The organism is Pectobacterium carotovorum, from assembly GCF_033898505.1.
Classification (GTDB): Bacteria; Pseudomonadota; Gammaproteobacteria; order Enterobacterales; family Enterobacteriaceae; genus Pectobacterium; species Pectobacterium carotovorum_J.
In genome coordinates this window covers 992,603-1,017,881 of the sequence record NZ_JAXAFK010000001.1, presented here as the reverse complement: position 1 = coordinate 1,017,881, position 25,279 = coordinate 992,603, and the positions used below count along the sequence as shown (strand labels likewise).

Annotated in this window: 22 protein-coding genes; 4 read left to right on the top strand and 18 right to left on the bottom strand. The window is 54.8% G+C overall.

Annotated elements, in window-relative coordinates; translation table 11 throughout:
* Nucleotides 1–25: 25 nt before the first annotated feature.
* Complete coding sequence (gene bglX / locus R9X49_RS04435; RefSeq protein ID WP_319847352.1) at nt 26–2,332, bottom strand: beta-glucosidase BglX; 2,307 nt, start codon at nt 2,330–2,332, stop codon at nt 26–28.
* A 396-nt stretch (nt 2,333–2,728) separates the two neighbouring features.
* Here bglX and R9X49_RS04430 point away from each other — a divergent pair, with 396 nt between their 5' ends.
* Nucleotides 2,729–3,415 carry a glutathione S-transferase family protein gene (locus R9X49_RS04430; RefSeq protein ID WP_319847351.1) on the top strand — a complete coding sequence of 229 codons (687 nt, stop codon included), beginning with the start codon at nt 2,729–2,731 and terminating at the stop codon, nt 3,413–3,415.
* Nucleotides 3,416–3,493: 78 nt separating this feature from the next.
* Here R9X49_RS04430 and pbpG read toward each other — a convergent pair whose 3' ends face one another.
* The 8 genes from pbpG to dusC all read right to left on the bottom strand — a co-directional run bounded on the left by pbpG (nt 3,494) and on the right by dusC (nt 10,524).
* The gene (pbpG, locus tag R9X49_RS04425) at nt 3,494–4,441 is read right to left on the bottom strand and encodes a D-alanyl-D-alanine endopeptidase (protein ID WP_319847350.1); all 948 of its coding nucleotides are present in this window, start codon (nt 4,439–4,441) and stop codon (nt 3,494–3,496) included.
* 150 nt (nt 4,442–4,591) lie between these two features.
* Nucleotides 4,592–5,101 carry a DUF6622 family protein gene (locus R9X49_RS04420; RefSeq protein WP_319847349.1) on the bottom strand — a complete coding sequence of 170 codons (510 nt, stop codon included), beginning with the start codon at nt 5,099–5,101 and terminating at the stop codon, nt 4,592–4,594.
* Between the two features lie 36 nt (nt 5,102–5,137).
* The gene (locus R9X49_RS04415) at nt 5,138–5,494 is read right to left on the bottom strand and encodes an FMN-binding protein (protein ID WP_319848579.1); all 357 of its coding nucleotides are present in this window, start codon (nt 5,492–5,494) and stop codon (nt 5,138–5,140) included.
* Nucleotides 5,495–5,554: 60 nt separating this feature from the next.
* Entirely contained in the window at nt 5,555–6,097 is a 543-nt protein-coding gene (cyaB, locus tag R9X49_RS04410; RefSeq protein WP_319847348.1) for a class IV adenylate cyclase, read from the bottom strand.
* 401 nt (nt 6,098–6,498) lie between these two features.
* Complete coding sequence (locus tag R9X49_RS04405) at nt 6,499–7,047, bottom strand: hypothetical protein (protein ID WP_319848578.1); 549 nt, start codon at nt 7,045–7,047, stop codon at nt 6,499–6,501.
* 16 nt (nt 7,048–7,063) lie between these two features.
* The gene (mmuM, locus tag R9X49_RS04400; protein WP_319847347.1) at nt 7,064–8,011 is read right to left on the bottom strand and encodes a homocysteine S-methyltransferase; all 948 of its coding nucleotides are present in this window, start codon (nt 8,009–8,011) and stop codon (nt 7,064–7,066) included.
* Nucleotides 8,004–9,416: an S-methylmethionine permease gene (gene mmuP / locus R9X49_RS04395; protein WP_319847346.1), complete on the bottom strand. Its 1,413-nt coding sequence runs from the start codon at nt 9,414–9,416 to the stop codon at nt 8,004–8,006. The genes mmuM and mmuP overlap by 8 nt, the downstream gene beginning before the upstream one ends.
* A gap of 175 nt (nt 9,417–9,591) precedes the next feature.
* Complete coding sequence (dusC, locus tag R9X49_RS04390; protein ID WP_319847345.1) at nt 9,592–10,524, bottom strand: tRNA dihydrouridine(16) synthase DusC; 933 nt, start codon at nt 10,522–10,524, stop codon at nt 9,592–9,594.
* 232 nt (nt 10,525–10,756) lie between these two features.
* Between dusC and R9X49_RS04385 the strand changes: the two genes are divergently transcribed.
* On the top strand, nt 10,757–11,428 hold the full coding sequence (locus R9X49_RS04385) for an epoxyqueuosine reductase QueH (protein ID WP_319848577.1): 672 nt from the start codon (nt 10,757–10,759) through the stop codon (nt 11,426–11,428).
* A 46-nt stretch (nt 11,429–11,474) separates the two neighbouring features.
* On the opposite strand, the gene R9X49_RS04380 is transcribed toward R9X49_RS04385, so the two are convergent.
* On the bottom strand, nt 11,475–13,070 hold the full coding sequence (locus tag R9X49_RS04380; protein WP_319847344.1) for an ABC transporter substrate-binding protein: 1,596 nt from the start codon (nt 13,068–13,070) through the stop codon (nt 11,475–11,477).
* 153 nt (nt 13,071–13,223) lie between these two features.
* Here R9X49_RS04380 and pepT point away from each other — a divergent pair, with 153 nt between their 5' ends.
* Nucleotides 13,224–14,453, top strand: coding sequence for a peptidase T (gene pepT, locus R9X49_RS04375; protein ID WP_319847343.1), 1,230 nt, complete (start codon nt 13,224–13,226; stop codon nt 14,451–14,453).
* Between the two features lie 42 nt (nt 14,454–14,495).
* Here the strand turns inward: pepT and R9X49_RS04370 are convergent, their stop codons facing one another.
* The gene (locus R9X49_RS04370; RefSeq protein ID WP_319847342.1) at nt 14,496–15,368 is read right to left on the bottom strand and encodes an AraC family transcriptional regulator; all 873 of its coding nucleotides are present in this window, start codon (nt 15,366–15,368) and stop codon (nt 14,496–14,498) included.
* 114 nt (nt 15,369–15,482) lie between these two features.
* On the opposite strand from R9X49_RS04370, the gene R9X49_RS04365 reads away from it, so the two are divergent.
* On the top strand, nt 15,483–16,382 hold the full coding sequence (locus R9X49_RS04365) for a DMT family transporter (RefSeq protein WP_319847341.1): 900 nt from the start codon (nt 15,483–15,485) through the stop codon (nt 16,380–16,382).
* A gap of 37 nt (nt 16,383–16,419) precedes the next feature.
* Here R9X49_RS04365 and rhlE read toward each other — a convergent pair whose 3' ends face one another.
* From rhlE to R9X49_RS04330, 7 genes are all read right to left on the bottom strand, one after another.
* Nucleotides 16,420–17,853, bottom strand: a complete 1,434-nt coding sequence (rhlE, locus tag R9X49_RS04360) for an ATP-dependent RNA helicase RhlE (protein ID WP_319847340.1) — start codon at nt 17,851–17,853, stop codon at nt 16,420–16,422.
* A 296-nt stretch (nt 17,854–18,149) separates the two neighbouring features.
* Nucleotides 18,150–18,959: an IucA/IucC family C-terminal-domain containing protein gene (locus R9X49_RS04355; RefSeq protein ID WP_319847339.1), complete on the bottom strand. Its 810-nt coding sequence runs from the start codon at nt 18,957–18,959 to the stop codon at nt 18,150–18,152.
* Nucleotides 18,949–19,800, bottom strand: coding sequence for an ABC transporter ATP-binding protein (locus tag R9X49_RS04350; protein WP_319847338.1), 852 nt, complete (start codon nt 19,798–19,800; stop codon nt 18,949–18,951). Before R9X49_RS04350 ends, R9X49_RS04355 begins: the two co-directional genes overlap by 11 nt.
* Nucleotides 19,801–19,812: 12 nt before the next feature.
* A complete protein-coding gene (locus tag R9X49_RS04345) occupies nt 19,813–20,844 on the bottom strand; it encodes an iron ABC transporter permease (protein WP_319847337.1) in 1,032 nt (343 codons plus the stop codon).
* Nucleotides 20,837–21,826 carry an iron ABC transporter permease gene (locus R9X49_RS04340; RefSeq protein ID WP_319847336.1) on the bottom strand — a complete coding sequence of 330 codons (990 nt, stop codon included), beginning with the start codon at nt 21,824–21,826 and terminating at the stop codon, nt 20,837–20,839. The genes R9X49_RS04345 and R9X49_RS04340 overlap by 8 nt, the downstream gene beginning before the upstream one ends.
* The gene (locus R9X49_RS04335; protein WP_319847335.1) at nt 21,823–22,842 is read right to left on the bottom strand and encodes an iron-siderophore ABC transporter substrate-binding protein; all 1,020 of its coding nucleotides are present in this window, start codon (nt 22,840–22,842) and stop codon (nt 21,823–21,825) included. The genes R9X49_RS04340 and R9X49_RS04335 overlap by 4 nt, the downstream gene beginning before the upstream one ends.
* A complete protein-coding gene (locus tag R9X49_RS04330) occupies nt 22,832–24,955 on the bottom strand; it encodes a TonB-dependent receptor (protein ID WP_319847334.1) in 2,124 nt (707 codons plus the stop codon). Before R9X49_RS04330 ends, R9X49_RS04335 begins: the two co-directional genes overlap by 11 nt.
* Between the last annotated feature and the right edge of the window lie 324 nt (nt 24,956–25,279).

Below are 25,279 nucleotides of genomic sequence, written 5' to 3'. Positions count from 1 at the left end.
ATTCTGGGCGGCGAGACAAACATCATTATAGCAGGGTGAAACTCCCGCTCTTCACACGCTGTGAATCCAGACCAATCATCACGTCGAACTTGCCAGGTTCCACCACCTGCTGCATGCGGGCATTGTAGAATTTCAGCGCATCCTGATCGAGCGTGAAGGTGACCGTGCGGGACTCTCCCGGCTGTAGCATCACTTTCTCAAAACCACGTAGCTCTTTCACCGGACGGCTGATGGAAGCCACCACATCATGCACGTACAGCTGCACAACCGTTTCCCCTGCGCGGCTGCCAGTGTTTTTCACCGTCACACTGGCGTCGATCGTTCCGTTACGCTTCATGGTCTGGCTCGACAGACGCACATCTGACACGCTGAAAGTGGTATAGCTCAGGCCGTAACCAAACGGATAGAGCGGACCATTGGCTTCATCGTAGTAGTGAGACGTATATTTGCCTGGGTTTTCCGGCGTGTAAGGACGGCCTGACGGCAGATGATTGTAATAAATCGGGATCTGACCAACAGAACGCGGGAAGGACATCGGCAGCTTACCGGACGGGTTATAGTCGCCAAACAGCACATCGGCGATCGCATTGCCGCCTTCTGTACCGCTGAACCAGGTTTCCAGTAACGCATCGGCCTGCTGATCTTCACGCACCAGTGCCAGAGGACGACCGTTCATCAGCACCAGAACCAGCGGTTTGCCCGTCGCTTTCAGTGCTGCAATCAGATCACGCTGGCTTTGTGGCAGGTCGATGTTCGAGCGGCTGGAGGCTTCATGCGCCATGCCTGCCGCTTCACCGACGACAGCAACCACGACATCCGCTTTCTTCGCAGCCTCAACGGCTTCATCGATCATCACCTGCGGCGGACGTTTATCCACCTGCACGGCATCTTCATACTGATTCAGGAAGTCGATAATGCCTTTGTGATTACTGACGTTGGCACCTTTAGCATAGAGAATGGTGGCCTTATCGCCGACAGCATTCTTCAGCCCCTGATAAACGGTAATCGTCTGTTTCGTCACGCCCGCAGCAGACCAGCTTCCCATCGTATCGCGCTGGCTGTCAGCCAATGGCCCTACCACGGCGATCGTGCCTTCTTTTTTCAACGGCAGCGTTTGCAGACGGTTTTTCAACAGCACCAGGCTCTTACGCGCCACATCACGCGCGTCCAGACGGTGCAAGCGACTTTCCGCATTGGTATCCACCGGATCGGAACCGACTGGCCCCAGATGACGATACGGATCTTCAAACAGCCCCATATCATATTTTACGTTCAGCACCTGACGGCAGGCATCGTCGATCTCCTGCATACTTACCGCCCCGCTTTTCACCAGGTCTGGCAGATAACGGACGAAATACTCGTCGCTCATACTCATGCCGATACCCGATTTGACCGCCAGACGCGATGCATCACGCGGATCGCTGGCCACGCCGTGCTTAATCAGCTCTTTAATCGCACCGTGATCGGTAATGGTGATGCCTTTGAAATTCCACTGATCGCGCAGAACATCTTTCAGCAGCCAGCTGTTTGCCGTCGCTGGCGTACCGTTGATGGAGTTCAACGCCACCATCACACCGCTGCTACCCGCGTCAATCGCTGCTTTGTAAGGCGGCATATAATCCTGGAACATGCGCTGAGGGCTCATGTCCACGGTGTTATAGTCGCGTCCGCCTTCCACTGCGCCGTAGAGCGCGTAGTGTTTTACGCTGGTCATCAGCGAGTGGCGTCCGGTTACGTCATCGCCCTGAAAGGCTTTCACAACCACACCGGCAATTTTGCTGGTCAGCCAGGTGTCTTCACCGAAGCCTTCCGACACGCGGCCCCAGCGCGGATCGCGGGTGATATCCACCATCGGCGCCCAGGTCATGTTCAGGCCGTCTTCCGTCGCTTCATAAGCCGCCACGCGTGCGCTTTTCTCAATTGCGCTCATATCCCAGCTGGAAGCCAGCCCCAGTGCGATAGGGAAAATGGTGCGCTGGCCGTGCACCACGTCGTAGGCAAAAAATAGCGGAATCTTCAGGCGGCTGAGCTGCATGACCTGATCCTGCATCGCACGAATGTCCGGGCGGGTTACCGTATTAAAAATCGCGCCAACCTGGCCGTTTCTGATCATTTCCCGAATGGCTTCTTTCGGGTTATCCGTCCCGACGCTGATCAATCGGAGCTGGCCGATCTTCTCTTCCAGCGTCATTTTCTTCAGCAGATCGGTGACAAACGCATCGCGTTGCTGATGTGAAGGCGATATTGATGCCGGCGCAGACGTCAATTCCTGCGCAAACGCCGGATTACAAGCAAGTCCAATTGCTATAGTCAGTGAAGTAAGCCATTTCATTCGTTATAAAGACCCAGTCAATCCAGGCGTCAGAGCAAAACAGAATAAGGCGCTGAAGCACAAGACAGGTTGAAGATTCCGACGGTCACATCCCTTCTCTGACAAGGCGAAAAACACCTTCTCCGGCCTTAAGCGAATAAGGCTTCCCGATAGTGGCTGCCGCACCGACGCACTCAAATGCACAGCGCGTAATATAGTGCATTTATTGAGATTTCATTTAATAAAAACTGCAAGAATAATGCTAAGCGATACGCATAATTCACATTCCCGCTTTCCGCCTGCATGATAATCCTACGAATAGCGCATTCAACCGATGGCAGAGCAGCGGTGAAGAGGATGATTTCTACCGCCTTTCGTGCTAATGCTAGGGCTTCGTTAACACAAGGAGCATCAGACATGTATCAGTTGTATATCGCCAATAAAAACTATTCGTCCTGGTCACTGCGTCCGTGGGTGCTGTTGAAAACGCTGTCGATTCCTTTCGAAGAGAAACTGGTCGCTTTTGCACCGGGCATGGCGCAGCCAGCATTTAAGGCCTTTTCGCCGACGGCAAAAGTCCCCTGCCTGATCGATGGCGAAACCCTCGTCTGGGATTCATTGGCGATTACCGAATATCTGGCTGAGCAGCATCCCGGCGTCTGGCCTGCCGATGCCAAAACCCGTGCCTGGGCACGCTGTGCCGCGGCCGAAATGCATTCTGGCTTTACCGCGCTGCGCAACACCTGCTCCATGAGCTGCGGCGTACGCGTCAAAATGAACGAAATATCTCCCGCTCTCAGCAACGACATTAACCGCATCTGCGAACTCTGGCAGGAAGGTCTGACGCGCTTTGGCGGGCCGTTTCTGGCAGGAAAACAGTTTTCGGCGGTGGACGCCTTCTTTGCACCGGTTGTGTTCCGTATCAAAACCTATCAGCTTCCCGTGTCACCGGAAGCCACTGCCTATTGTGACCACCTGCTAGCTCAGCCCGCCATGCAGCGCTGGCTACAGGACGCCTTAGCGGAAACCTGGCGTGAAGATGATCATGACGAAGAAGTGAAAAAAGCGGGAGAAGTGATAGAGGATCTGCGCGCTCAAGCGTGACAGCCCGTCGTAGGCGGTGGCTTGTTCAACCACCGTCAAGATATCCCCTTCCAAGCCATCAGGAAGGGGAGTACTGAGTTATTCGGTTTCGATACTCGCCATGCTCTGCGGTTGGCGAGAAGCTAGCGATTTTTGTTTCTTGTAGCTCAGCGCCGCGGCAGGCACCTCGCTGACTTTGCCAGTTTCCATCCACTTACGCAGACGGTTAGCATCGGCAAAGTGCGTGTATTTACCGAATGCGTCCAGCACCACCAGCGCCACAGGCCGCTGATTAATGACCGTCCGCATCACCAGACAGTGCCCCGCCTGATTCGTGAAGCCCGTTTTAGTCAGTTGGATGCTCCAGTCCGCTTTATAAACCAGATGGTTCGTGTTTCTGAACGGCAGACTGTACGTCGGATTAGAGAACGTCGCCGTTTTCTCCTGTGTGGTACTCAGTTGGCTCAGCAGCGGATATTGCTTGCTGGCGATCAGGAGTTTAGTGAGATCGCGGGCGGTCGAGACGTTATTGATGGACAGCCCGGTTGGCTCTACATAACGCGTGTGGGTCATACCTAGCGCACGGGCTTTGGCATTCATCGCGCGGATAAACGCCTGATAACCGCCCGGATAGTGGTGCGCCAGGCTGGCCGCCGCCCGGTTTTCTGATGACATCAGCGCCAGTAGCAGCATGTCATGGCGGCTGATCTGACTATTCAGACGAACGCGCGAGTACACCCCTTTCATTTCTTTCGTCTGGCTGATATCAACAGAGATAATTTCATCCAGCGGCTGATTGGCATCCAGCACCACCAGCGCCGTCATCAATTTGGTCACCGAAGCAATCGGCACTACCACATCTGGGTTACTGGAATACAGGATGTGGTTATCACGCAAATCCACCACCATGGCGCTACCGGAAGCAATTTCCTGATGCGCAGTGCCGGCGGAGTACGTCGGCGCTTTCGCCATAGCCTGAGGCAACATCACAGCATGGGTTGATAGCAGCAACAGGCCACAAAGAGAAAGCTTAAAATTTTTAGTCATTCTTCAATAACTTAAACAGTATTCTGTTAAATGAAAGGGATAGGCATCGGCATTATAATTTACCGCCCTTCCCCACGCACTCATGCAGCAGAAAAAGCTTTGTGACAAATTTTGACAAACGGTTTTATCAACCCACTGTTTTTTATAGCATTACGTCAGAGACGGTCTAATTTTGCGCATCTGGTTGAGCAAACGCAGGCTGACGCCGCTAAATATTCCAGCAGTAATCCCACTTGCCGCGCCGGACAACAGACAGAATGCGGGGTCATGCGCCAACGCGGGAAACCGAGCCAGCTGAACGGAAAAATAGAAACGAGAACAAAACGTCAGCAGCATTAATCCCAGCGGCCACCATGAACCCGTGCGCTGAAAAACGCGTGATTCCGGCAGATAAGCGCCTGACGTTTTCCCCCACGTCCACCCAATGCCCAGCCCAACGATCAACGTCAGCAGAAATCCCCCTGACGCCGCAAGCGGGATCAGCAGCGCATGAAAAATCGCGCTAACGCCCCACACCATGAAAACTATCGGCACAACCAACATCCGCGTCAGCGATTGTCGCCTCGGCTGGCTGGCTTTTATTCCGGCATAAATCAGGTAACCCAAAACGATCCACACCCAATAAGGCGTATGACGCAGAATAATCAGCAGGTCTTCCACGGCGGTAGATTCCTTCCTCAGCGGTAACAGTGACGATTACGGCGTGACTTTTGCCTGTTCGAGCGCCTGTTTCACCGCGTTAATCACGCCCTGACTCGATAACGTTGCCCCTGTTACCGCATCCACCTTGTTAATATCCTGCTTCTCAATGAGCTCCGGCACGATTTGATCCGTCGCACTCAGCATCATCGCTTCGGTATCGCCGTGCTTCAGCACTTCAGCGTTGGCAATCTTGCCTTCTTTAATACTGACAGTAACCTCAACTTCTGCCGCCTTGCCCTGTGCTGTACCGATGTAGGTACCGTCTTTATATTGCGCCACATCGTTGCCATAAACGGACAGAGAAAAAGCCATTACTACTGTGGCCAGTACCGCCGAAATAAATTTCTTCATCATTTCCCCATGCCTAAATCGAACAATAAAAACAACAATTCAATAACCATAAAATAACAGTTAATTAAAACCTAATAATTGATAATAAGATTTCGTTTCAATATTATCCAATGACAATTGAAGCCGCAGTGCACACTCTATACACCGATCTCTGAGTGCTTTCAACTGGGTTTCATCATCGGTCATCACCGATATTTCCACGAAATAACCAAGCGATTCAATATAATCGAGCGTAATGTGGAAAGCGTTTAAAAAGTAGATGCTGCGGATTTTATGAATTTCAAAAAGCGGTCGATACCCTAACGTCTGTAGCATGCTGTCGGTTTTTTCAAAGCCCTCAACGTTAACCGCTTCGCAGCGATCGACGCCCGGCCCTTTCACGATCCAAAGCTTAATCCCCGATGGCTCCATGCGGCGCACCAGCATTTTGATATTTTGCTGCTGCAGGCGATTCTCTGCATCATCGTAATAAACATCGTGCTCTTTATTTTCAAAGACGAAAGCCTCTGGGTGAAGGCTAAAAAGCGTATTCCGGAAAACGGCTATATCGTCGATGCGAAATTTAAGTTCGACTTCATATTTCCCTGTGAAATGTTCAACCATGTTCTTTCCCCTCACTGGACTCCCTGAAATAACATTGATTCCCGCCACATTGAACAGCGTTTTATTACGCTGTTGTACGGAAATTCAAGATAATAATGATTCAGTCATCCGTAAAATAGATCATACAGGTAACATAATATGGCCCAATGGCCGTCCTCTCACCCTCCTTGATTTACACCGTACGTCCTGTCACATGCTGGCACTGCGATAACATTACCGACCTTGATAATAAAACCGCATTATTACCTTACAACGTCAGATATCCTGAACGCAATTTCCTGTCAGAGAATGCCAGTTGACGAATGCCATCGGAGGTTTCCCAGCAAAAAAATGCGGTCAGCCCCCTTGCTGGACGCTGACCGCCGTTAATAGTAGCTGAGAAGGCAAAAACCGCTAGTTCTTCACGCAACAACCGCAGGTAATAGCAAAATCAGTGCAGAATCGAAGCCATGATGGTGCATAAACTCACGTAAAATCAGCAATCGGGCAGAGAAAGCGTTCTCAAGCGGGATGCCCTCCCAGGTCGCTGGACTCCCCAGCATGACGCGTTCCAGCCGTTTAAATGTCCGCTCCATATCATCCTGCGGCAAGCACCAGCCAGCATCCTCTTCTTCTGCTCCCGAAATCTGTGCAATAGTGACCAACGCAGGATCGAAAGAAAACAGAACGGAACCCGCAGGAATATCGTGGCGAATCCGCGTCACTTCATCCTCTACCGCCATGATCGCCAGCTCCATTTCGTCTGGCGTTGGGGGAAGATGCTTGAAAAACGTCGCCGCCGTTTTATCAAAACCGATAGTCAGTTGCAGAATTGCCGACGGTTGTGATGCCGTCCCGCAGACAACCGTCGTCTGCTGTTCGCCAATGCACAGCACCGTTACCGGCACCTCCGGCGCGACGCGCTGTCTGGCAAGCGAGTACGCATGTTGCAGGTTCACATCATTTCCCATCACGGCATCCCCTTATTTAGTGCTGACTCTCATGCTGGCAGCAGCGTGCAATACCGGCAATATCAGCGGGCGTAGTTCGGCAGCAGCCGCCAATCAAACGTGCCCCTGCCGCTTGCCACTCGGGCAGATACGCCGTCAGCGAACAGGTGGCATCGTGAGCGTTGCTCCAGGTTTTCGTTACCGCATCATACTGCTCGCCGGAATTGGGATAAACCACCAACGGCAAATCCGTCAGCGAAGACAAGTGCGTCAATGCTGGCGTCACGTTTTCCAGCGCAATACAGTTGATCCCCACGGCAACCACCTGCGAACAGGCATTGACCCGCGCCAGCACCGTGCGCAGTGGCGTACCATCGCTGAGGTGTTCACTGTCGCGCAGCGTGAAGGAGAACCAGGCCTGCGCCTGCGGGAACTCCGCCAGTAACGCAATCAGCGCCTCGATTTCCGCAAAAGACGGAAGCGTCTCACAGGCCAGAAGATCCGCTCCCGCCTCCAACAGCGCCGCCATACGCGGCCGATGGAACGCCATCATGTCAGCCTGCGGCAGCTGATAATCACCGCGATACTCCGAGCCATCCGCCAGATAGGCGCCGTATGGCCCCACCGACCCCGCAACCAGCAGCGACCCAGATTGTGGATTGTCGCGATGGTAATCATCCCGCGCCTGTGCCGCCAACTGCACGCTCTTGGCAATCAGCGCCAGCGACTCTGCTTCGCTATAGCCGCGCGCCGCAAACCCTTGTGGCGTCGCCTGATAGCTGGCCGTAATCGCGCACTGCGCTCCTGCCTTGAAATAGTCGAGATGGACCTGATAAATCAGCGCCGGGTTTTCAACCAGGACTTTCGCCGACCACAGTGGATCCGTTAAATCACAGCCGCGCGCTTCCAGTTCGGTTGCCAACGCACCATCCAGCACAATCGTGGGGGCCGTCGCCAGCAGTTCGGTAACCGTATTTTTACGCAATGTCTTCCACTCCTGTTAATCCACGCTTCTTCATTGACTGCGTGAAATAATAAGCACCGTAGCACAGCGCGACAAACGGAATTCCACACCACAGCGCAATTCGCTGGCTTGGATCAAACGCCAGTCCGACGCAGGCCAGTAAGCACAGCAGGAAACCAAGAATCGGCGTAATAGGGAACCAGGGTGCACGATATTGCAGGTCGGAAAGCGGTTTTCCCGTGCGGATATGGTGACGGCGGAACATATAGTGCGATGCACAGATGCTCAGCCACACCGCCACCACGGCAAAGCCGGAAATCGCAGACAGCGCGACGTAGACGGTATCCGGTGCGACCACGCTGGAAAACAGTGCCAGCAGGCCGCCCAGCATACTGACGGAAATCGCAAAGAGTGGAATGCCACGGCGCGTCAGGCGAGAAAAACGGCGCGGCAGCGTGCCTTCGTTGGACAGCGACCACAGCATACGCCCCGAGGCATACAGCCCTGAGTTAGCGGCAGACAGGATCGCCGTCAAAATCACGAAATTAAAAATATCAGCGGCGTAAGGAATACCAATTTTTTCAAATACCAGCACAAACGGGCTCTTCGCGATACCAGCCTCTTCCATCGGGATCATCGCCGCCAGTACCAGCACCGTGCCCAGAAAGAAGATCACCAGTCGCGCGACGGTCGTACGAATCGCCATCGGCACCACTTTCTGTGGGTTCTCGGTTTCCCCTGCCGCAATACCGATCAGCTCCGTACCGGAGAAAGCGAAGTTTACCGCCACCATCGTCATCAAGATCGGCAGGCCGCCATGTGGGAACCAGCCAGACGCGGTAATGTTCTGGAAGAACGGCGCAGGTGAACCGTCCTGCATAGGAATAAAACCGAACATCGCGCCAGCGCCGAGCACGATAAAGGCGAGAATCGTGACAACTTTAACGATCGAGAACCAGAATTCCCCTTCGGCAAAGAAGCGGGACGACACGATATTCAACAGGTAGATCAGCACACAAAACAGCAGACACCAGGTCCAGACTGGCACCTGCGGGAACCAATACTGCATGCAAAAACCGGCAGCGGTCAGGCTTGAGCCCAGCGCGACCGTCCATGTCAGCCAATACAGCCACGCCACGGTATAGCCCGTAGCCGGGCTAAGATAGCGGGAAGCATAGACATGGAACGCCCCGGTTTCCGGCATCGCGACGGACAGTTCCCCCAGGCTAAGCATCACCAGATACACCACCAGCGCGCCGATCAGATACGCCAATAGCGTCCCGGCCGCCCCCGTCGTGGAGATAATGTAGCCCGTATTAAAAAACAGGCCGGTACCGATGACGCCGCCGAGCGAAAGCATCACCAAGTGGCGAGCTTTCATGGTGCGCTTAAACTGCCCTTCCGTGCCTGATGCGTGTTGTTCCATGATGACCTTTCTTTATAGACGTCTAAACTTCCAGATAGATGGAGTGTTATACCGTCAACCGATTCGTAAAGTAAAGTACAGGCCAGCGCGAGAGTGATGGGGTGCGTTAAATCTGCACAACGCGATGAGAACACGAAGCCTGTGGGCAGGTAGAAAATGAGGAAACGGTGAGCGCCTACGGCTCACCAATCACGCGTGCAATATCTGTTGAGGTCTTCAAGGTGCGAATCTCGCTGAATAATTCAGTGGCGTCGTCGTACTCTTTACGCAAATAGCCGAGCCACTGTTTGATGCGTGCGACGTGATACATTCCCGTGTCGCCCTGCTTTTCCAACTGCACGTATTTTTGGAGTAGCAGCATAACCTCAGGCCACGGCATACGGGGTTCGTTATACTTAATCACGCGGCTTAAATTCGGCACGTTTAGTGCCCCCCGCCCGAGCATGATGGCGTCGCAACCCGTTGTCGCCATGCAGTCCTGCGCACTCTGCCAGTCCCAGATTTCGCCGTTGGCGATCACCGGAATCCGCAATCGCTGGCGGATTTTCCCTATTGCCTGCCAGTTAATACATTCGGCTTTATACCCGTCTTCTTTGGTGCGGCCATGCACGACCAGCTCGCTTGCGCCCGCCTGCTGCACCGCGTCGGCGATTTCAAACTGGCGATCGCCGGAATCCCAACCCAGCCGTATTTTCACCGTGACCGGCAAATGGGCAGGCACCGCCTCACGCATGGCTTTCGCACCCTGATAAATCAGCTCGGGATCTTTTAACAGCGTCGCTCCGCCGCCACTGCCGTTCACCAGCTTCGACGGGCAGCCGCAGTTAAGATCGACGCCATACGAACCTAGCTCAACGGCCCGCGCCGCATTTTCCGCCAACCACTGTGGATATTGCCCCAGTAGCTGTACGCGCACCAGCGTGCCGGACGGCGTGCGGCTAGCGTGGTGCAATTCAGGGCAAAGGCGATAAAAGGACTTCACCGGCAGGCACTGATCCACCACGCGTAAAAACTCGGTGATGCACAGGTCATAATCATTTACTTCGGTCAGTAGTTCCCGCACTAATGAGTCGAGAACCCCTTCCATCGGGGCAAGCAGAACACGCATAACGCTACTCGGTAACCATTCAATCGTTAATCACAGCCATTCATTGCACGGCTAAAAAAGCAGGCAATCTTAGGGGGTATTGTACGGGGAACGCAACGGGAAAGATAACGCCGGGCGGGCTCGGAGGTTGCCTCTTGTGAGCCTATCATCAATAATTCGTTACGAATTTGTGCCAATACCGTCCTTGCGGACCACAACGAAGTGACTATTTCTTATGTCGAATGTCAAAACTATGCAGAACGTCAAAACCGCTGCGCTGCAACGTCCACAGCTTTCTCTGCCGAATAATGCCGACAAGCTGTTGCTGCACTCCTGCTGCGCGCCCTGCTCTGGTGAAGTCATGGAAGCCATCACCGCTTCTGGCATCGATTACACCATTTTCTTTTATAACCCTAACATCCACCCACAGCGTGAATACCTGATCCGCAAAGAGGAAAACATCCGCTTCGCCGAACAACATAACGTGCCTTTCATCGATGCTGATTACGACACGGATAATTGGTTCGAACGCGCCAAAGGCATGGAGTGGGAGCCCGAACGCGGCATTCGCTGCACCATGTGTTTTGATATGCGTTTCGAGCGCACGGCGCTGTACGCCGCAGAAAACGGCTTTAGCGTTATCTCCAGTTCATTGGGGATTTCCCGCTGGAAAAACATGCAGCAGATTAACGAATGTGGCCAGAACGCCGCGCAGAAATATCCCGGCATCACCTACTGGGATTACAACTGGCGTAAAGGCGGCGGCTCGTCGCGTATGATCGAAATCAGCAAACGTGAACGTTTCTACCAACAGGAGTATTGCGGCTGCATCTACTCCCTGCGCGATTCCAATAAGCATCGTAAATCACAGGGGCGCGATATTATCCGCATCGGTAAACTGTATTACGGCGACGAAACCGAGTAACCGCATCACACCAGAATCCGGCACTGCGTGCCGGACTCTCTGCGTCTTACTTCTTCACATCGACCTGATAGAAAATATGCTTACCGAACGGATCGACCTCATAGCCGGTCACTTCCTTGCGGACTGGTTCAAAGATGGTGGAATGCGCAATCATGACGGCGGGTGCCTGATCGTGCATCATCTGCTGCGCCTGCTTGTATAGGGCAATACGCTGCTCGTGATCCTGTGAAGCGCGCGCTTCGATAATGAGTTTATCAAACGGTGCATAACACCATTTTGCCGAGTTAGAACCACCGTTGGCCGCCGTACAGGTAAAGAGCGGCCCGAAGAAGTTATCAGGATCGCCCGTCGCCGTTGTCCAGCCCATCAACGCCGCCTGATGCTCACCGCTTTTCACCCGCTTCAGGTATTCCCCCCACTCGAAGGTGACAATTTTGGCCTGCACGCCGACTTTCGCCCAGTCGGCCTGAATCATCTCCGACATCCGGCGGGCATTCGGGTTATACGGACGCTGCACCGGCATCGCCCACAGTTCAATCGTGGTTCCCTCATCCAAGCCCGCTTCTTTCAGCAACGCCTTCGCCTTCTCAGGATCGTAGTCATAGTCTTTCAGGTCGCTGTCAGCGCTCCAGACGCCCGGCGGCAGCAGGTTTTTCGCCGCCGTTCCGGTACCCTGGAAAACGGCGTCGATAATCGCGGGCTTATTAATCGCCATCGTTAACGCCTGCCGCACTTTCACATTATCCGTCGGCGCTTTTTGGGTATTGAACGACAGGAAGCCGGTATTCAATCCCGCTTTCTGCATCAGCACGATATCCTTGTTCTCTTTCATGCGCGGCAGATCGGCGGGATTAGGGAACGGCATCACCTGACACTCATTCTTTTCCAGCTTGGCATAACGCACGGAGGCATCTGGCGTGATGGTGAAAATCAGCCGATCCAGCTTCGCTTTGCCTTCCCAATAGGCGGGAAACGCCTTAAACAGAATGCGAGAATCTTTTTGATACTGCGCTAATTCAAAAGGCCCGGTACCAATCGGCTCCATATCCACACGCTCCGGCGTCCCGGCTTTGAGCATCGCGTCGGCATATTCCGCAGAGAGGATAGACGCGAAGTACCAGGCTAAATCGGCCAGAAACGGCGCTTCTGCATGGGAGAGCGTAAAGCGCACCGTATGGTCGTCCACTTTTTCGATGCTCTGAATCAGCGAACCAAAGGCCAGACTTTCAAAATTGGCATAGGTGCCTTTCGAGACGTTGTGATAAGGGTGCTGCGGATCTTTTTGCCGCATGAAGGAGAAAATAACGTCGTCGGCAGTAAAATCACGCGAAGGTTTGAAATATTTGTTGCTCTGGAATTGCACGCCTTTGCGCAAATGGAAGGTATACACGCGCCCATCGGCGCTGATATCCCAGCGCTCCGCCAGACTCGGTATCAGCTCCGTAGTACCAACTTTGAAATCCACCAGACGGTTATAAATCGGCACCGCGCTGGCATCCACGCTGGTACCAGACGTGTAAAGCTGTGGGTTAAAGTTTTCCGGCGATCCTTCTGAGCAATATACCAGCGTATTCGCCGAGGCCGCTGAGGCGACAGCCAGCGTCAACGCAGCCAATGTGAATCGTACTCCTGCTTTTTTCATCCCAGACCTCGCTTGTTATTTGTATTCCATCGCACGGTTATAAAAGTCATGACAATAAAATGACAAATAAAACCCTCAAATGAAATAATTTCTACGTTAGGATAACAATCAACGCTATCACTGAATAAACGTACTGAATAAAAAGGATTCGTTATGACAGACAGTCTGGCTCATCAGCTCAGCACGCGTTTTTACCGTTACCTCGCCGTCTCCAGCCAAAGCGATGCCAGCTCGACAACGCTGCCCAGCACCCCAGAACAGCATGAGATGGCGCGAGTGCTGGCGGACGAGCTGCGTGCGCTGGGTCTACAGGATGTCGTGATTGATGAGCACGCCACCGTGACGGCCGTGAAGCCGGGCAACTGTCCGTCCGCGCCGCGCATCGGTTTTATCACCCATATCGATACGGTTGACGTCGGCCTGTCGCCGCATATTCACCCGCAGACACTGCGCTTTACCGGCGAAGATCTGTGTCTGAATGCCAAACAGGACATTTGGCTGCGCACGGCCGAACACCCGGAAATTCTGCCGTATATCGGGCAGGACATTATTTTTAGCGACGGCACCAGCGTACTCGGCGCGGACAACAAGGCTGCCGTTACCGTGGTGATGACGTTGATGGAAAATCTGAGCGATGCCACGCCGCACGGCGATATCGTGGTGGCCTTCGTGCCGGACGAAGAAATTGGGCTGCGCGGTGCGAAAGCGCTCGATCTCAAACGCTTCGATGTCGATTTTGCCTACACCATCGACTGCTGCGAACTGGGTGAAGTGGTGTATGAGAACTTCAATGCAGCCTCGGCGGAAATTCGCTTTACCGGCGTGCCCGCGCACCCGATGTCGGCGAAAGGCGTACTGGTCAATCCGCTGCTTATGGCGCATGACTTTATCAGCCAGTTCGATCGCCAACAGACGCCGGAGCATACGGAAGGACGCGAGGGCTATATCTGGTTTAACGATCTGACGGCGAATGCCAATGAAGCGAAGCTTAAAGCCTCTATCCGCGATTTCGATTTAGCTGCGTTTGAACAGCGGAAACAGCAGATCGCCACGATCGCAGAGAAGATTGCCGCACAGTACCCGACGGGTAGCGTGACATTCAGCCTCACCGATATCTACAGCAATATCAGCAACGCCATTACCGACGATCGCCGGGCTATCGACCTGCTGTTTGCTGCGCTGGACACGCTGGGCATTGAACCCAAAGTGACGCCAATGCGCGGGGGCACGGACGGCGCGGCGCTGTCCGCCAAAGGATTGCTGACGCCAAACTTCTTCACCGGTGCGCACAATTTCCACTCGCGGTTTGAGTTTTTACCCGTGCCGTCATTTGTGAAGTCGTATGAAGTGGCGTTGAATTTATGCCTGCTGGCGGCGAAATAATCGCGTCCAGAAAAGAGAAAGGCGGACATCTGTCCGCCCCACCTACTTCTGCGCCGACCGCAGCGCCGACGGCGTCAGGCCGTATTCCTTTTTGAATTGATGACTGAGGTGGCTGGCAGAGCTGAACCCGCAGGCCAGCGCGATATCCGTGATCGGCTGCGTACCCTGTCGCACGAGCACTTCAGCGCGGGCCAGCCGCTGTTTCAGGACATACTGATGCGGCGCCATTCCCACACTCTGGCGAAACATGCGCGCAAAGTGAAACTCGCTAAGCCCCGCTTCCGCCGCCAGTATCTGTAGCGTCAGAGGCTGATCGAGATTCGCGTCAATCTGCATTTTGCTGCGCCGCAGTACCGCGGGTGCCAGCCCGCCGCGTACCGTCGGCAGCTCCCATTGCAACTGGGTGTAACCACGCAGCACCTGAATCATCAACAGCGTCGCCGCGCTGCCAAGAACAAGCTGATTCGCCGGGTCATCCCAGCGGTTATTCAGTAGAAACTGTCGATACAGCGAGGTAATCAGCGGATCGCTGCCAAATATCCGTTCTTCCGTGCAGATCGATGCCGGGCTGCGATCCCAGGTTTGCTCTGCCAACTGTCGCAGGTGCGTATCGTCAAAATACAGGTGAACAAAACTGAGGTCGCCACGGATATCCCAGGTCGAGACGCTTTGTTTCGGCATCAGGCAGAAACGATCCGGCCCGCCGCCGTTATGCCAGCCGTCCGCCGTTTGATGGTAGCTCTCATAGCCATCCGCGATATAAAGGCTAAGCGTATGGTGTTCGGTGTTTTCCATCGTGACGCGATCGTGGCGGTTAAACCAGGAGGCCAGCCGTACGCCGGACGTCAGCTCAACGGTGTCACGCAGCTCGGTTTTATGATGCAGCATGGTATCGAACGCTTTATAACGATGCATTGCTGCCTCCGTTTTCACTTAACCGCAAGATTCTGTTATTCACCGCAAGGAGCTGAAAGCCCGCGACAAACGCATGCGCCATACTGCCGACATGCACTCATGCGGAATCACTCAATGAATACCCTACTCTACTTTTCTGTCGTTCTGATTTGGGGCACGACCTGGATCGCCATCAGCCTGCAACAGGGCGAGGTCGCTGCCGAAGTGTCCGTGTTCTGGCGCTTTGCGCTGGCATCGGCCATCTTGCTGACGTTTCTGGCTCTGACGCGCCGCCTGCGTCCGCTTTCGCCACGCGCTCATCTGCTGTGTATGGTACAAGGGCTATGCGTATTCGGCGTCAACTTTCTTTGTTTTTACCACGCCATCGCCTGGATTTCGAGCGGATTGGAATCCATCATTTTCTCGATGGCGGTGCTGTTTAACGCCTTTAACAGCCGTCTGTTCTTCGGGCAGCCATTAACGCGCAACGTGGCGATCGCCACACCGCTCGGACTTATCGGCATCGTCGCACTGTTCTGGCACGATCTGACGGAGATCGACGCGCAGCCCTATCTACTGTGGGGGGTGGGATTGAGCGTTCTGGGCACGTACTGCTTCTCACTCGGTAATATGATTAGCGCCCAGCACCAGCGACAGGGTCGCGACGTCATGACTACCAACGGCTGGGGCATGGGATATGGGGCGCTATGGATGGGATTGTTCAGCCTGATGCAGGGATATCACTTCGCACCGGAATACAGCACCAGCTATCTGGGGTCACTGTTCTATCTGGCGATCTTTGGTTCAGTCATCGGCTTCGGTGCTTACTTTAGCCTGATCGGTCGCATCGGTGCCAGCCAGGCGGCTTACACCACGCTGCTCTTTCCGCTGGTGGCGCTGTCGATTTCAACACTATTTGAAAATTACCAGTGGCGGCCCAACGCGCTTATCGGCCTGCTGCTGATTCTGGCGGGCAACGCGGTGATGTTCTACCGCCCACGTCGCACGGCTGCACAGCCTGCCACGGCGAAATAACGCGATAAAAAAGGGAGCCACTGGCTCCCTATCTATTTTACTTGTCCGCTGGCTTACTGCGGTTTTGCGGACGTGGCGCGCGGCGTTGTCCTTCGCCATTGCCCTTACCGCTGTTGCCTTTATTACCACCCCACGTGCTATCGCTATTGCCGCCGGCTTTACGCGGCTGACGATTGCCATCGGCCGAGCGGCGTTCACCCTGACCTTGACTACGCTCGGACTGTCCGCGCGGCGCACCAGACTGCGCACGAGGCGACCCGTTACGCGCCCCGCCACCGCCACGATTGCCCTGGCGGCCATTCACAATCGGCTCGGCCTTGATAGACGGATCCGGCTCGTAACCTTCGATAGCGATACGCGGAATTTCACGCTTCAGCAGGCGTTCAATGTCACGCAACAGCTTGTGCTCATCCACACACACCAGCGACAGCGCTTCGCCCGTTGCTTCCGCACGACCGGTACGACCGATACGGTGAACATAATCTTCCGGCACGTTTGGCAGCTCATAGTTCACCACGTGCGGCAGTTGGTCGATATCCAGACCACGCGCGGCAATATCGGTCGCGACCAGCACGCGAATGCTGCCGTCTTTGAAGTTCGCCAGCGCACGCGTACGCGCCCCCTGACTTTTATTACCGTGGATAGCCGCAGCGGTAATACCGTCTTTTTCCAGCAGCTCAGCGAGATGGTTAGCGCCGTGTTTGGTACGGGTAAAGACCAGTACCTGCTGCCAGTTATTTTCACCAATCAGCTGTGACAGCAGTTCACGCTTGCGGCGCTTGTCGACAAAATGGACATGCTGCGTCACCAGTTCAGACGGCGTATTACGACGCACAACTTCAACCGAGGCTGGATTAGTCAACAACTTGTTCGCCAGCGCTTTAATCTCATCAGAGAAGGTCGCGGAGAACAGCAGGTTTTGGCGTTTAGCAGGCAGCTTCGCCAGTACACGACGAATATCGTGAATGAAGCCCATATCCAGCATACGGTCCGCTTCATCCAGTACCAGAATCTCAATCTGTGACAGGTCAACGGCGTTCTGGTGTTCCAGATCGAGCAGACGCCCCGGCGTCGCCACCAGAATATCCACGCCGCCGCGCAGTTTCATCATCTGCGGGTTAATGCTCACCCCACCGAATACGACCAGTGAACGCAGGCGCAGATATTTGCTGTACGCCTTCACATTCTCATCAATCTGCGCTGCCAGCTCACGAGTTGGCGTCAGAATCAATGCCCGAACCGGACGGCGGCCTTTCCCTTTATTCTGCGCTTCACGGCTGTTCAGCAGTTGCAATAATGGCAGCGTAAAGCCCGCCGTTTTACCCGTACCCGTTTGGGCACTGGCCATCAAATCGCGCCCTTCCAGCACGACAGGGATAGCCTGACGCTGAACAGGGGTAGGATCGCGATAACCCTGCTCTTCAATCGCGCGCAGAATATCGGCACTCAGGCCGAGAGAATCAAATGACATAAAAAGAACAACTCCAGATCCGCTCTGACCGGACAGCAGCCGGTGTAGTTTTCAGAGGGTCAGTAAGACGGGTTTGGCGGGCCACTATTAACGCAACAATTTACGTAACACTTCACGTAACAACGACATACGCAACAACCACGATGAACGGGCACAACTACGGTGCATGACTGCCGCCGATTGTAGCAGAGATTCTGAGCACTAAGGGATTTTTATCTGTGTCAGCCCGTTTTTGTATGGCGAGCTTTCTGCCCGCCACCCTACGGGCCGTCGCAAGCGACGTTGAAAAACGTTCCCTACGTTTTTCTAGCGGGGCGCAGTAATGGGCAATTTTGGCAGTATTCCTGTGGCTGCGACGCCTTGTAATAAAAACAGCAGGTGCGGCGAAAGCGCACGTCACGAAAGCTCACCGAGCGCCCCGCGACGGGAACCCGCGTTTTCGGACGAAAGAACGGCGTCAGCGGATTATCATCACAGCCGAAACGTTCACCGGGCGCAGCCAGTAAGGCGTCAAAGTCCTGCTGCACCTGCTGCGCCAGCGTCATTCCCGGTGCGCACACCGCCGCCGGATCGTCCCACTCAATGCGCTGCTCGTATAATGAAAACACCCGTACCGCGACGTTCTCCCACAGGATGCGCCGCGGCGCGCCCGACACCGTCGCCAGCGTATGCAGGATCGGCGACAGGTGTTGAGCAAACAGCGTGTCGAACAGGCTATTGCGCCATGCATCCCGCAGCCCCAGCTCCGGCTGGGATACGGTGAGATCGTACAGCGGCATGGTCGATGTCCACAGGTGAGCGTGTCCGAATTCCAGCACGCTGTTATCCAGCGTCATGTTCAGCCCTTTGTTATACACCGACATGGCGTACAGGCTGGCGGCCGTGGTTAAGAACCCGATGCGCTTTGCCAGCAGCGAAGCAGTAATCTTGATCGATGGCGACAGCAGCGGTGGCGTCAGCGTTTCCAGCAGCCAACGGCAATAGTCGGGATCTAACACCCTGCGGCTCGGGCAACTCGCCTGCCCTGCCCGCTGCGAGGCATCCGTTAATTGCAGCGTGCCGGAGAGCATCGCCCACTGCTGCGCCGTTAGGCGATTAGCCGACATCGGCTGTGGTCTCCACAGCTTCACGACCAAACGGAATACACAGCGGCGTGCCGAAGAACGGGTCGTCAATGATGCGACAGTTCAGGTTAAACACCGTTTTTACCGTAGCTTCCGTGAGAATGTCGCGCGGGTTGCCCTGCGCAAATACCGTTCGATTATGGACGGCCACCATGTGATGAGCATAGCGACACGCCAGATTCAAATCATGCAGCACCATGACGATGGTTTTCTGCTGCTGGAGGTTCAACTCACGTAGCAAATCCAGCACCTCCATCTGATGCGCCAGATCGAGATAGGTCGTCGGTTCATCCAGCAGGACAATATCGGTATCCTGCGCCAGCGTCATCGCGATCCATACGCGCTGGCGCTGCCCACCGGACAGCGAATCCACCGCGCGATCCTTTAATGCCAGCACGCCGGTACTGCGCAACGCCTGAAGCACTTTTTCTTCATCCGTTGTCGACCACTGCTTCAGCCACGACTGGTGCGGGTAACGTCCCATCTTCACCAGTTGATAGACCGTCAGGCCTTCCGGCGCGGTCGGCATTTGTGGAAGAATCGCCAGTGACTTCGCCACCTCAACGGTGGATTGCCGATGGATATCCGCTCCGTTGACAATAATCGTGCCGCTCGTGGGTTTCAGCAGGCGGGCAAACGACTTCAATAGCGTGCTCTTGCCACAGCCGTTACTGCCCACCAGCACCGAAATTTTCTGGGCTGGCAGCGTGATATCCAACGCATCAATCACAACCTGTTTTTCGTAACTCAGCGTCAACGACTGGCTGGTAATCGCCTCGCGGTCAGTTGGGGAGAGGCGTGTTGGCTGCACATTCTCTGGCATAATCTTGCAATCTCAATAACGTTGCCGAAGCAATAAATAGATAAAGAAAGGCGTCCCGAGCACGGAGATAAAAATGCCGGCCGGCAGATCCAACGGTAAGAACGCCGTGCGGCCGATCAAATCAGCCACCATGACCAATAAGCCGCCCGTCAGCGCCGACACCAGCGCCAAACCGGGAAATGAACGGCTCGCCAGCTTTTTCGCAATGTGCGGGGCCAGCAGGCCAACAAACGCCATCGCGCCTGCATAGGCAATCGCCGCGCCTGCCAGCGCGACACTCAGCGTCAGCAGCGCCAGCCGAATGCGTCCGACAGACTGGCCGACACCGCAGGCCAGCGCGTCATCCAGCTCATGCACGTTAACGTGCCGCGCCAGCCCCACCAGAAACGGGGCACCGAGCAGCAACCAACCCGCCAGCGCCGACACCTGCTGCCACTGCGCACCATAAATACTGCCCGTCAGCCACACATAGGCCGTCAGCGTGGTGCCTATTGGGCTAAACACCAGCATCACCGTCACCGCCGCACCCATAATGGCGGACAGCCCAACGCCAACCAACACCAGCCGCAGCGGCGATGCGCCCTGCTTCCAGGCCAGCAGATAAATCGCGACCGCCGTCACCCACGCCCCGCCCATTGCTGCCAGCGGCAGCCAGCGCTGGCTTACCGCCGTCGCCAGGAACGAGAGGAAGAATACCGCCGCTGCCGATGCACCGCTGGTAATCCCCAGAATATCCGGCGAGGCCAGCGGATTGCGTACAATGCTTTGCAGAATCAAGCCGGATATCGCCAGCGCGCCCCCCACCAACAGCGCTAACAGCACACGCGGCAAGCGCAGGTCGTTGACGATAAAGTGCACGCCGCTGTCTGCCTTTCCCAGCAGCGCCGACGCCACCTGCGCAGGAGACATCACCACCTCACCCAGCGACAGCGAGAGAAACATGACGGCTAACACCACCAGCAGGAGAGAGAGCGCCACCGCAGAGGTACGGCGATCAATCTGGCGCGAAATATTGCCCACACGCATGGTCCACACCTTACCCATGCCGCATCCCCTTTCTCGCCAGATAAATGAAGAACGGCGCGCCCAGCAGCGCCGTCATTGCACCAACCGGTACTTCCTGCGGCACAACCAGCAAACGCGCGACAACATCGGCCAGCAGCAGCAGCGTGGCACCGAAAATAGCGCAACCGGGCAACAGCCAGCGGTGATCGGCTGACAGCACGCGACGCACAATATGCGGCACAATCAGCCCGACAAAACCGATATTTCCGGCGATTGCCACCGCGCCTCCCGCCAGCCCGATCACGCACAGCCCGGACAATCCTCGCACCAGCGCAGTCCTCTGCCCCAATCCTTTGGCGATCTCATCGCCCGCCACCAAAATATTCAGGTGACGCGCCAGCAGCAGCGTAAGGAACAGCGCAATGACAAAGTACGGCAGGAGCGGTAGCAGCACCGACAGGTTGCGCCCGGACACTGAACCAGCCAGCCAGAACAGCATGCTGTCCAGCCCGTCCTGATTGATCACCAGCAGCGCCTGCGTGAACGAAATAAACAGTGCGCTAATCGCAGCGCCGGCCAGCACAATGCGTAAGTGGCTGGAACGGGCATTGCCCAGCGTTCCCAACACATACACCATCACGCCCGCAACGGCCGCGCCCAGATAGGCCGTCCACGCCAGCGCGATCTGCGAGGAAAAGGTAAACAGCGAAGACAGCAGGACGATGGCAAACATGGCACCGGCGTTAATACCGAATATCCCCGGCGAGGCCAGCGGATTGCGCGTCAGCGCCTGCATTAAGGCTCCAGCTACGGCAAGGCTGGCACCGACGACGATAGCAATCACCGTTCGCGACAGGCGAGTCGTCAACACCAGTATGTGGTCGATCTGCTGCGGATCGTAATGGAACAGCGCGTTGAACACGGTGCCAAATGAAGTCGTCGTCTGTCCCAACATCAAACTGGCGACAATACTCAGCAGCAGTAATGCGATACCCGCTGCCGTCACGATGCTCTGTCTCATCGCGTAGTGCTCTCCTCTGCGACATCGCGCTTTTTATCGGCAGGTTCGGTCTTACCAGCAAACTGCCGTTCGATGTCGTCCAGCATATTATTCGCCCCCAAAATGCCGCCAGACAGGCTCCAGGCTACGTTATCCACCGGATACACCTGTTTCTGCTGAGGCGCATGCAGCCGCTGCCAAAGCGGGTGAGCCTGCCAGTCGCGATAGTTCTGCGCCACCGCGGGCTTGCCTGAACGCAGTAAAACAAAGAACAGATCGGCGTCCACCACTGGAATGCTCTCTTTACTCGTGAGCTTTTGCATCACGCCTGACGTATAGCTTTCCGGCCGCGACCAGACAAAGCCGATTTCCGACAGCACCGATCCGGCAAAGCTGGCGGGCAGATAGCTACGCATGTGATCTTCACGGAATTCGAGAATGGAAACGCTGAGCGGCCAACGTTCGCCGAATCGCGCTTTCAGGCGGTCGCGCAGCGTATCCACGCGCTGATTCCAGTGGGATAAAATCTCGCGCGCCTTATCTTCCCTGTTCAGCGCGACGCCCATCATCTGTACCGTTTCTTTAAATTCCGACACCCTATCCAGCGCAATCGTCGGGGCGATCTGCGACAGCAGACCGTAGATTTTCTCATGCCGAAATGTAGACGCCACGATAAGATCGGGTTTGAGTAACGCGATGGTTTCCAGACTGGGCTGCGTTTCCAGCCCAACCAGCGTCACCCCCTGCAACGCGGGGCGAAGGTAGCGATAAATCGGTTTCTCCGTCCACGATTCCACCACGCCAATCGGTTGGATTCCCAGCGCCACAGCGGAGTCCGTCGCGCCCTGAAACAGCGTCACAACACGTAACGGCGTCCCTGCCACCGTGGTCACGCCCAGCGCATGCCTAATCTGACGCGGTGGTTCCGTCGCCTGCGCCAGCGTCACCAGCAGAAAAGACAACAACACGGCCAGCGTAAAACGCTGCCGTGTTGCTGAATGGAGGACGTGATTCAATCGGTTAAGCTTAGAAATCAATCGAATAACCCAGCGTCACCGTGCGACCGCGCCCAGAGAAATAGCGCGTGTTGTTATTGAGTGCGGCCTGTGAATAGTAGGTGATGTACTGCTTATCCAGCAGGTTAGCCACCGCCACGTTGAGCCGGCCATACGGCAGCTTGTAGCCCACCGCCGCATCCATCAGCAGGTAGCCGTCAAACGCCATGCCTGCATCGTCAAAGCTGCGGCCGAAGGCATAATTCGCCTGCATGAACGAACTCCATTGGTCGTTCCAGTTCGCCGACCAGCTGGTAATCAGGCGATCCGGCGCGATATTCAGGCCGTTGAATTTTTTATCCACCTTGCCATCGCCGTTACTGTCATACTTCCCTTCGCTGTGCGCGTAGGAAGCATTCACCTTGTGCCGTTCATTGATCTGGTAACCTGCGCTCACTTCGACACCACGAATCTGAGTACGCTGACGATCGGACACAAAGAAATCGCCTTGCTGCCTGACGCGCTCACCCAGTTTCGACTTGGATTCATAGTAGCTTGCTTCAAGATCGAAACGACCTTTCTTAAACCGGAATCCCGTTTCTACGTTATCCGTGACAATCGGCTTGAAGCCGTCAAAATTCTTCAGGCTAATACCCGGCTGTTCAATAGCACGCAGTGCACGGCCAACGTCCGGCATGCCAAATCCTTCCGAGTAGTTAGCAAACAGGCTCAGAGAATCCGTCGCCGCATAGACGATACCGGCGTTATATAGCGTTTCATTGAATTTCGGACTGCCACCTTCGACACTTACACTATTATTCGGAGATAAATTCGTACTTGATGCCAGTGTTCGATAATCATTAACCTGAAGCTTGGCAATTTCATGGCGTACACCCGCGTGCAGCGTGACATTCTCCAGCAGCTGATATTCACCCTGAATAAACGGTGAATAGTTGGTGTACTCCATCTCCGGCACATAGGTGCGCTTGGTCAGATAGAGATCCTGCTTGCCTTTATCGTACAGCGTATCGAAACCCACCGTGACTTTCAGCGTATCATCCAGCAGGTCATCTTTGGTCAGCGCCAGCTTGGTTCCGTACTTATTGGCAACCGATCGGGACTGATCGTACAACGTATTTAGAGGAGCAATGGACGTATCCTGAAAGGTATCCGACAAGGTTGCACCAAACAGTGCCTCATAGCGCTGATTAAACACCAGCGCGGACAGTTTCATCCCTGCCAGATCGTGGTGTTCATAGGTTAATCCGGTTGTCCAAATACTGTTATTCGGCGCTTCACCCGGCGGTGTGCCGCGTACCGACGTCGTTGGAATACCTTGTGTACGAATACCATCTACGCTGAGGTAGTTATTTTCACCTTTGATGTTATAACGATTCACGCTCAGTTGAATGCGCTGATAGTCATCCAGCCAGTAGCCGACTTTCGCTAACAGGTCGTAAGCGCGGGAGTCCATGGTATCGCCCTGCGTATTATCCACGCCGATGGGTCGGTTATTGCCGTCCAGATATAATCCCTGATTCTCATAGCCAATCGCGAACAGGTAGTCGAGATAGTCCTCGCGCCCATCGACCCGATACGTGGTTTTATAGCTGGCGGTTTCACCGCGAATCTTTTCCGTCGGGATCGTCGTCTGCACGTTGACGTGTTGATTAAATGAACCGTTTTCCGGCCGACGGGTAATGATGTTGATTACCCCACCCGTCGCGCCCATGCCGTTGGTGGCATTCGCGCCGTGAATCACTTCGATGCGCTCGACCATCGAGTAGTCTACCGTGTGCATCTCACGCCCGGTCGGACGCAGCGGATTAGATTGCGGAATGCCGTCGATCATCACCAGAGCTGCACGCCCACGGAAGGTTTCACCGCTGCCGCTCATTTTCTGACGGCTGGGGGAGAACGAAGGAAGCAGATTACTCAGAATTTGCGACGAGTCGGAGGTGACCTGCATCTGCTGCTCGATTTGCTCTTTGGTGATTACCGTAACCACCTGCGGCGCTTTCTGCTGCTGGATATTCGAGCGTGAGGCGGTAATCACCATCTCATCACCGCTCGCTTCACCCTTTTTGGTCGTGTCATCCTGTGCATACGTCGGAGCAATCAGCACGCATGGCATCAATGCGAGTAAAGTGCGCATCTGGTTCACTGTCCTTCCCCTTTGGTTATGTATCCAACCGTGAATAAAAATCACCACTTGTGACGAGGCGCTTATCTGAAAACAACCACCTCGGCACAGACAAAAAAACGCCAAAATGCTTCGCTGCACGCGAAACATCTTGGCGGGTTATTACCGGCTCAGGCATTGAACACAGGGGCTTTCCGCCCTATGCACTGCATCAATGCCGCCTGCTTGCTATGTAATTGCTAATAACAATTATTATCATTCAATGAAATAAATTACAATATTGCTACATTCCTAATGTTTTTATTTAAAATCAAATACATAAAAACAACACAAGTG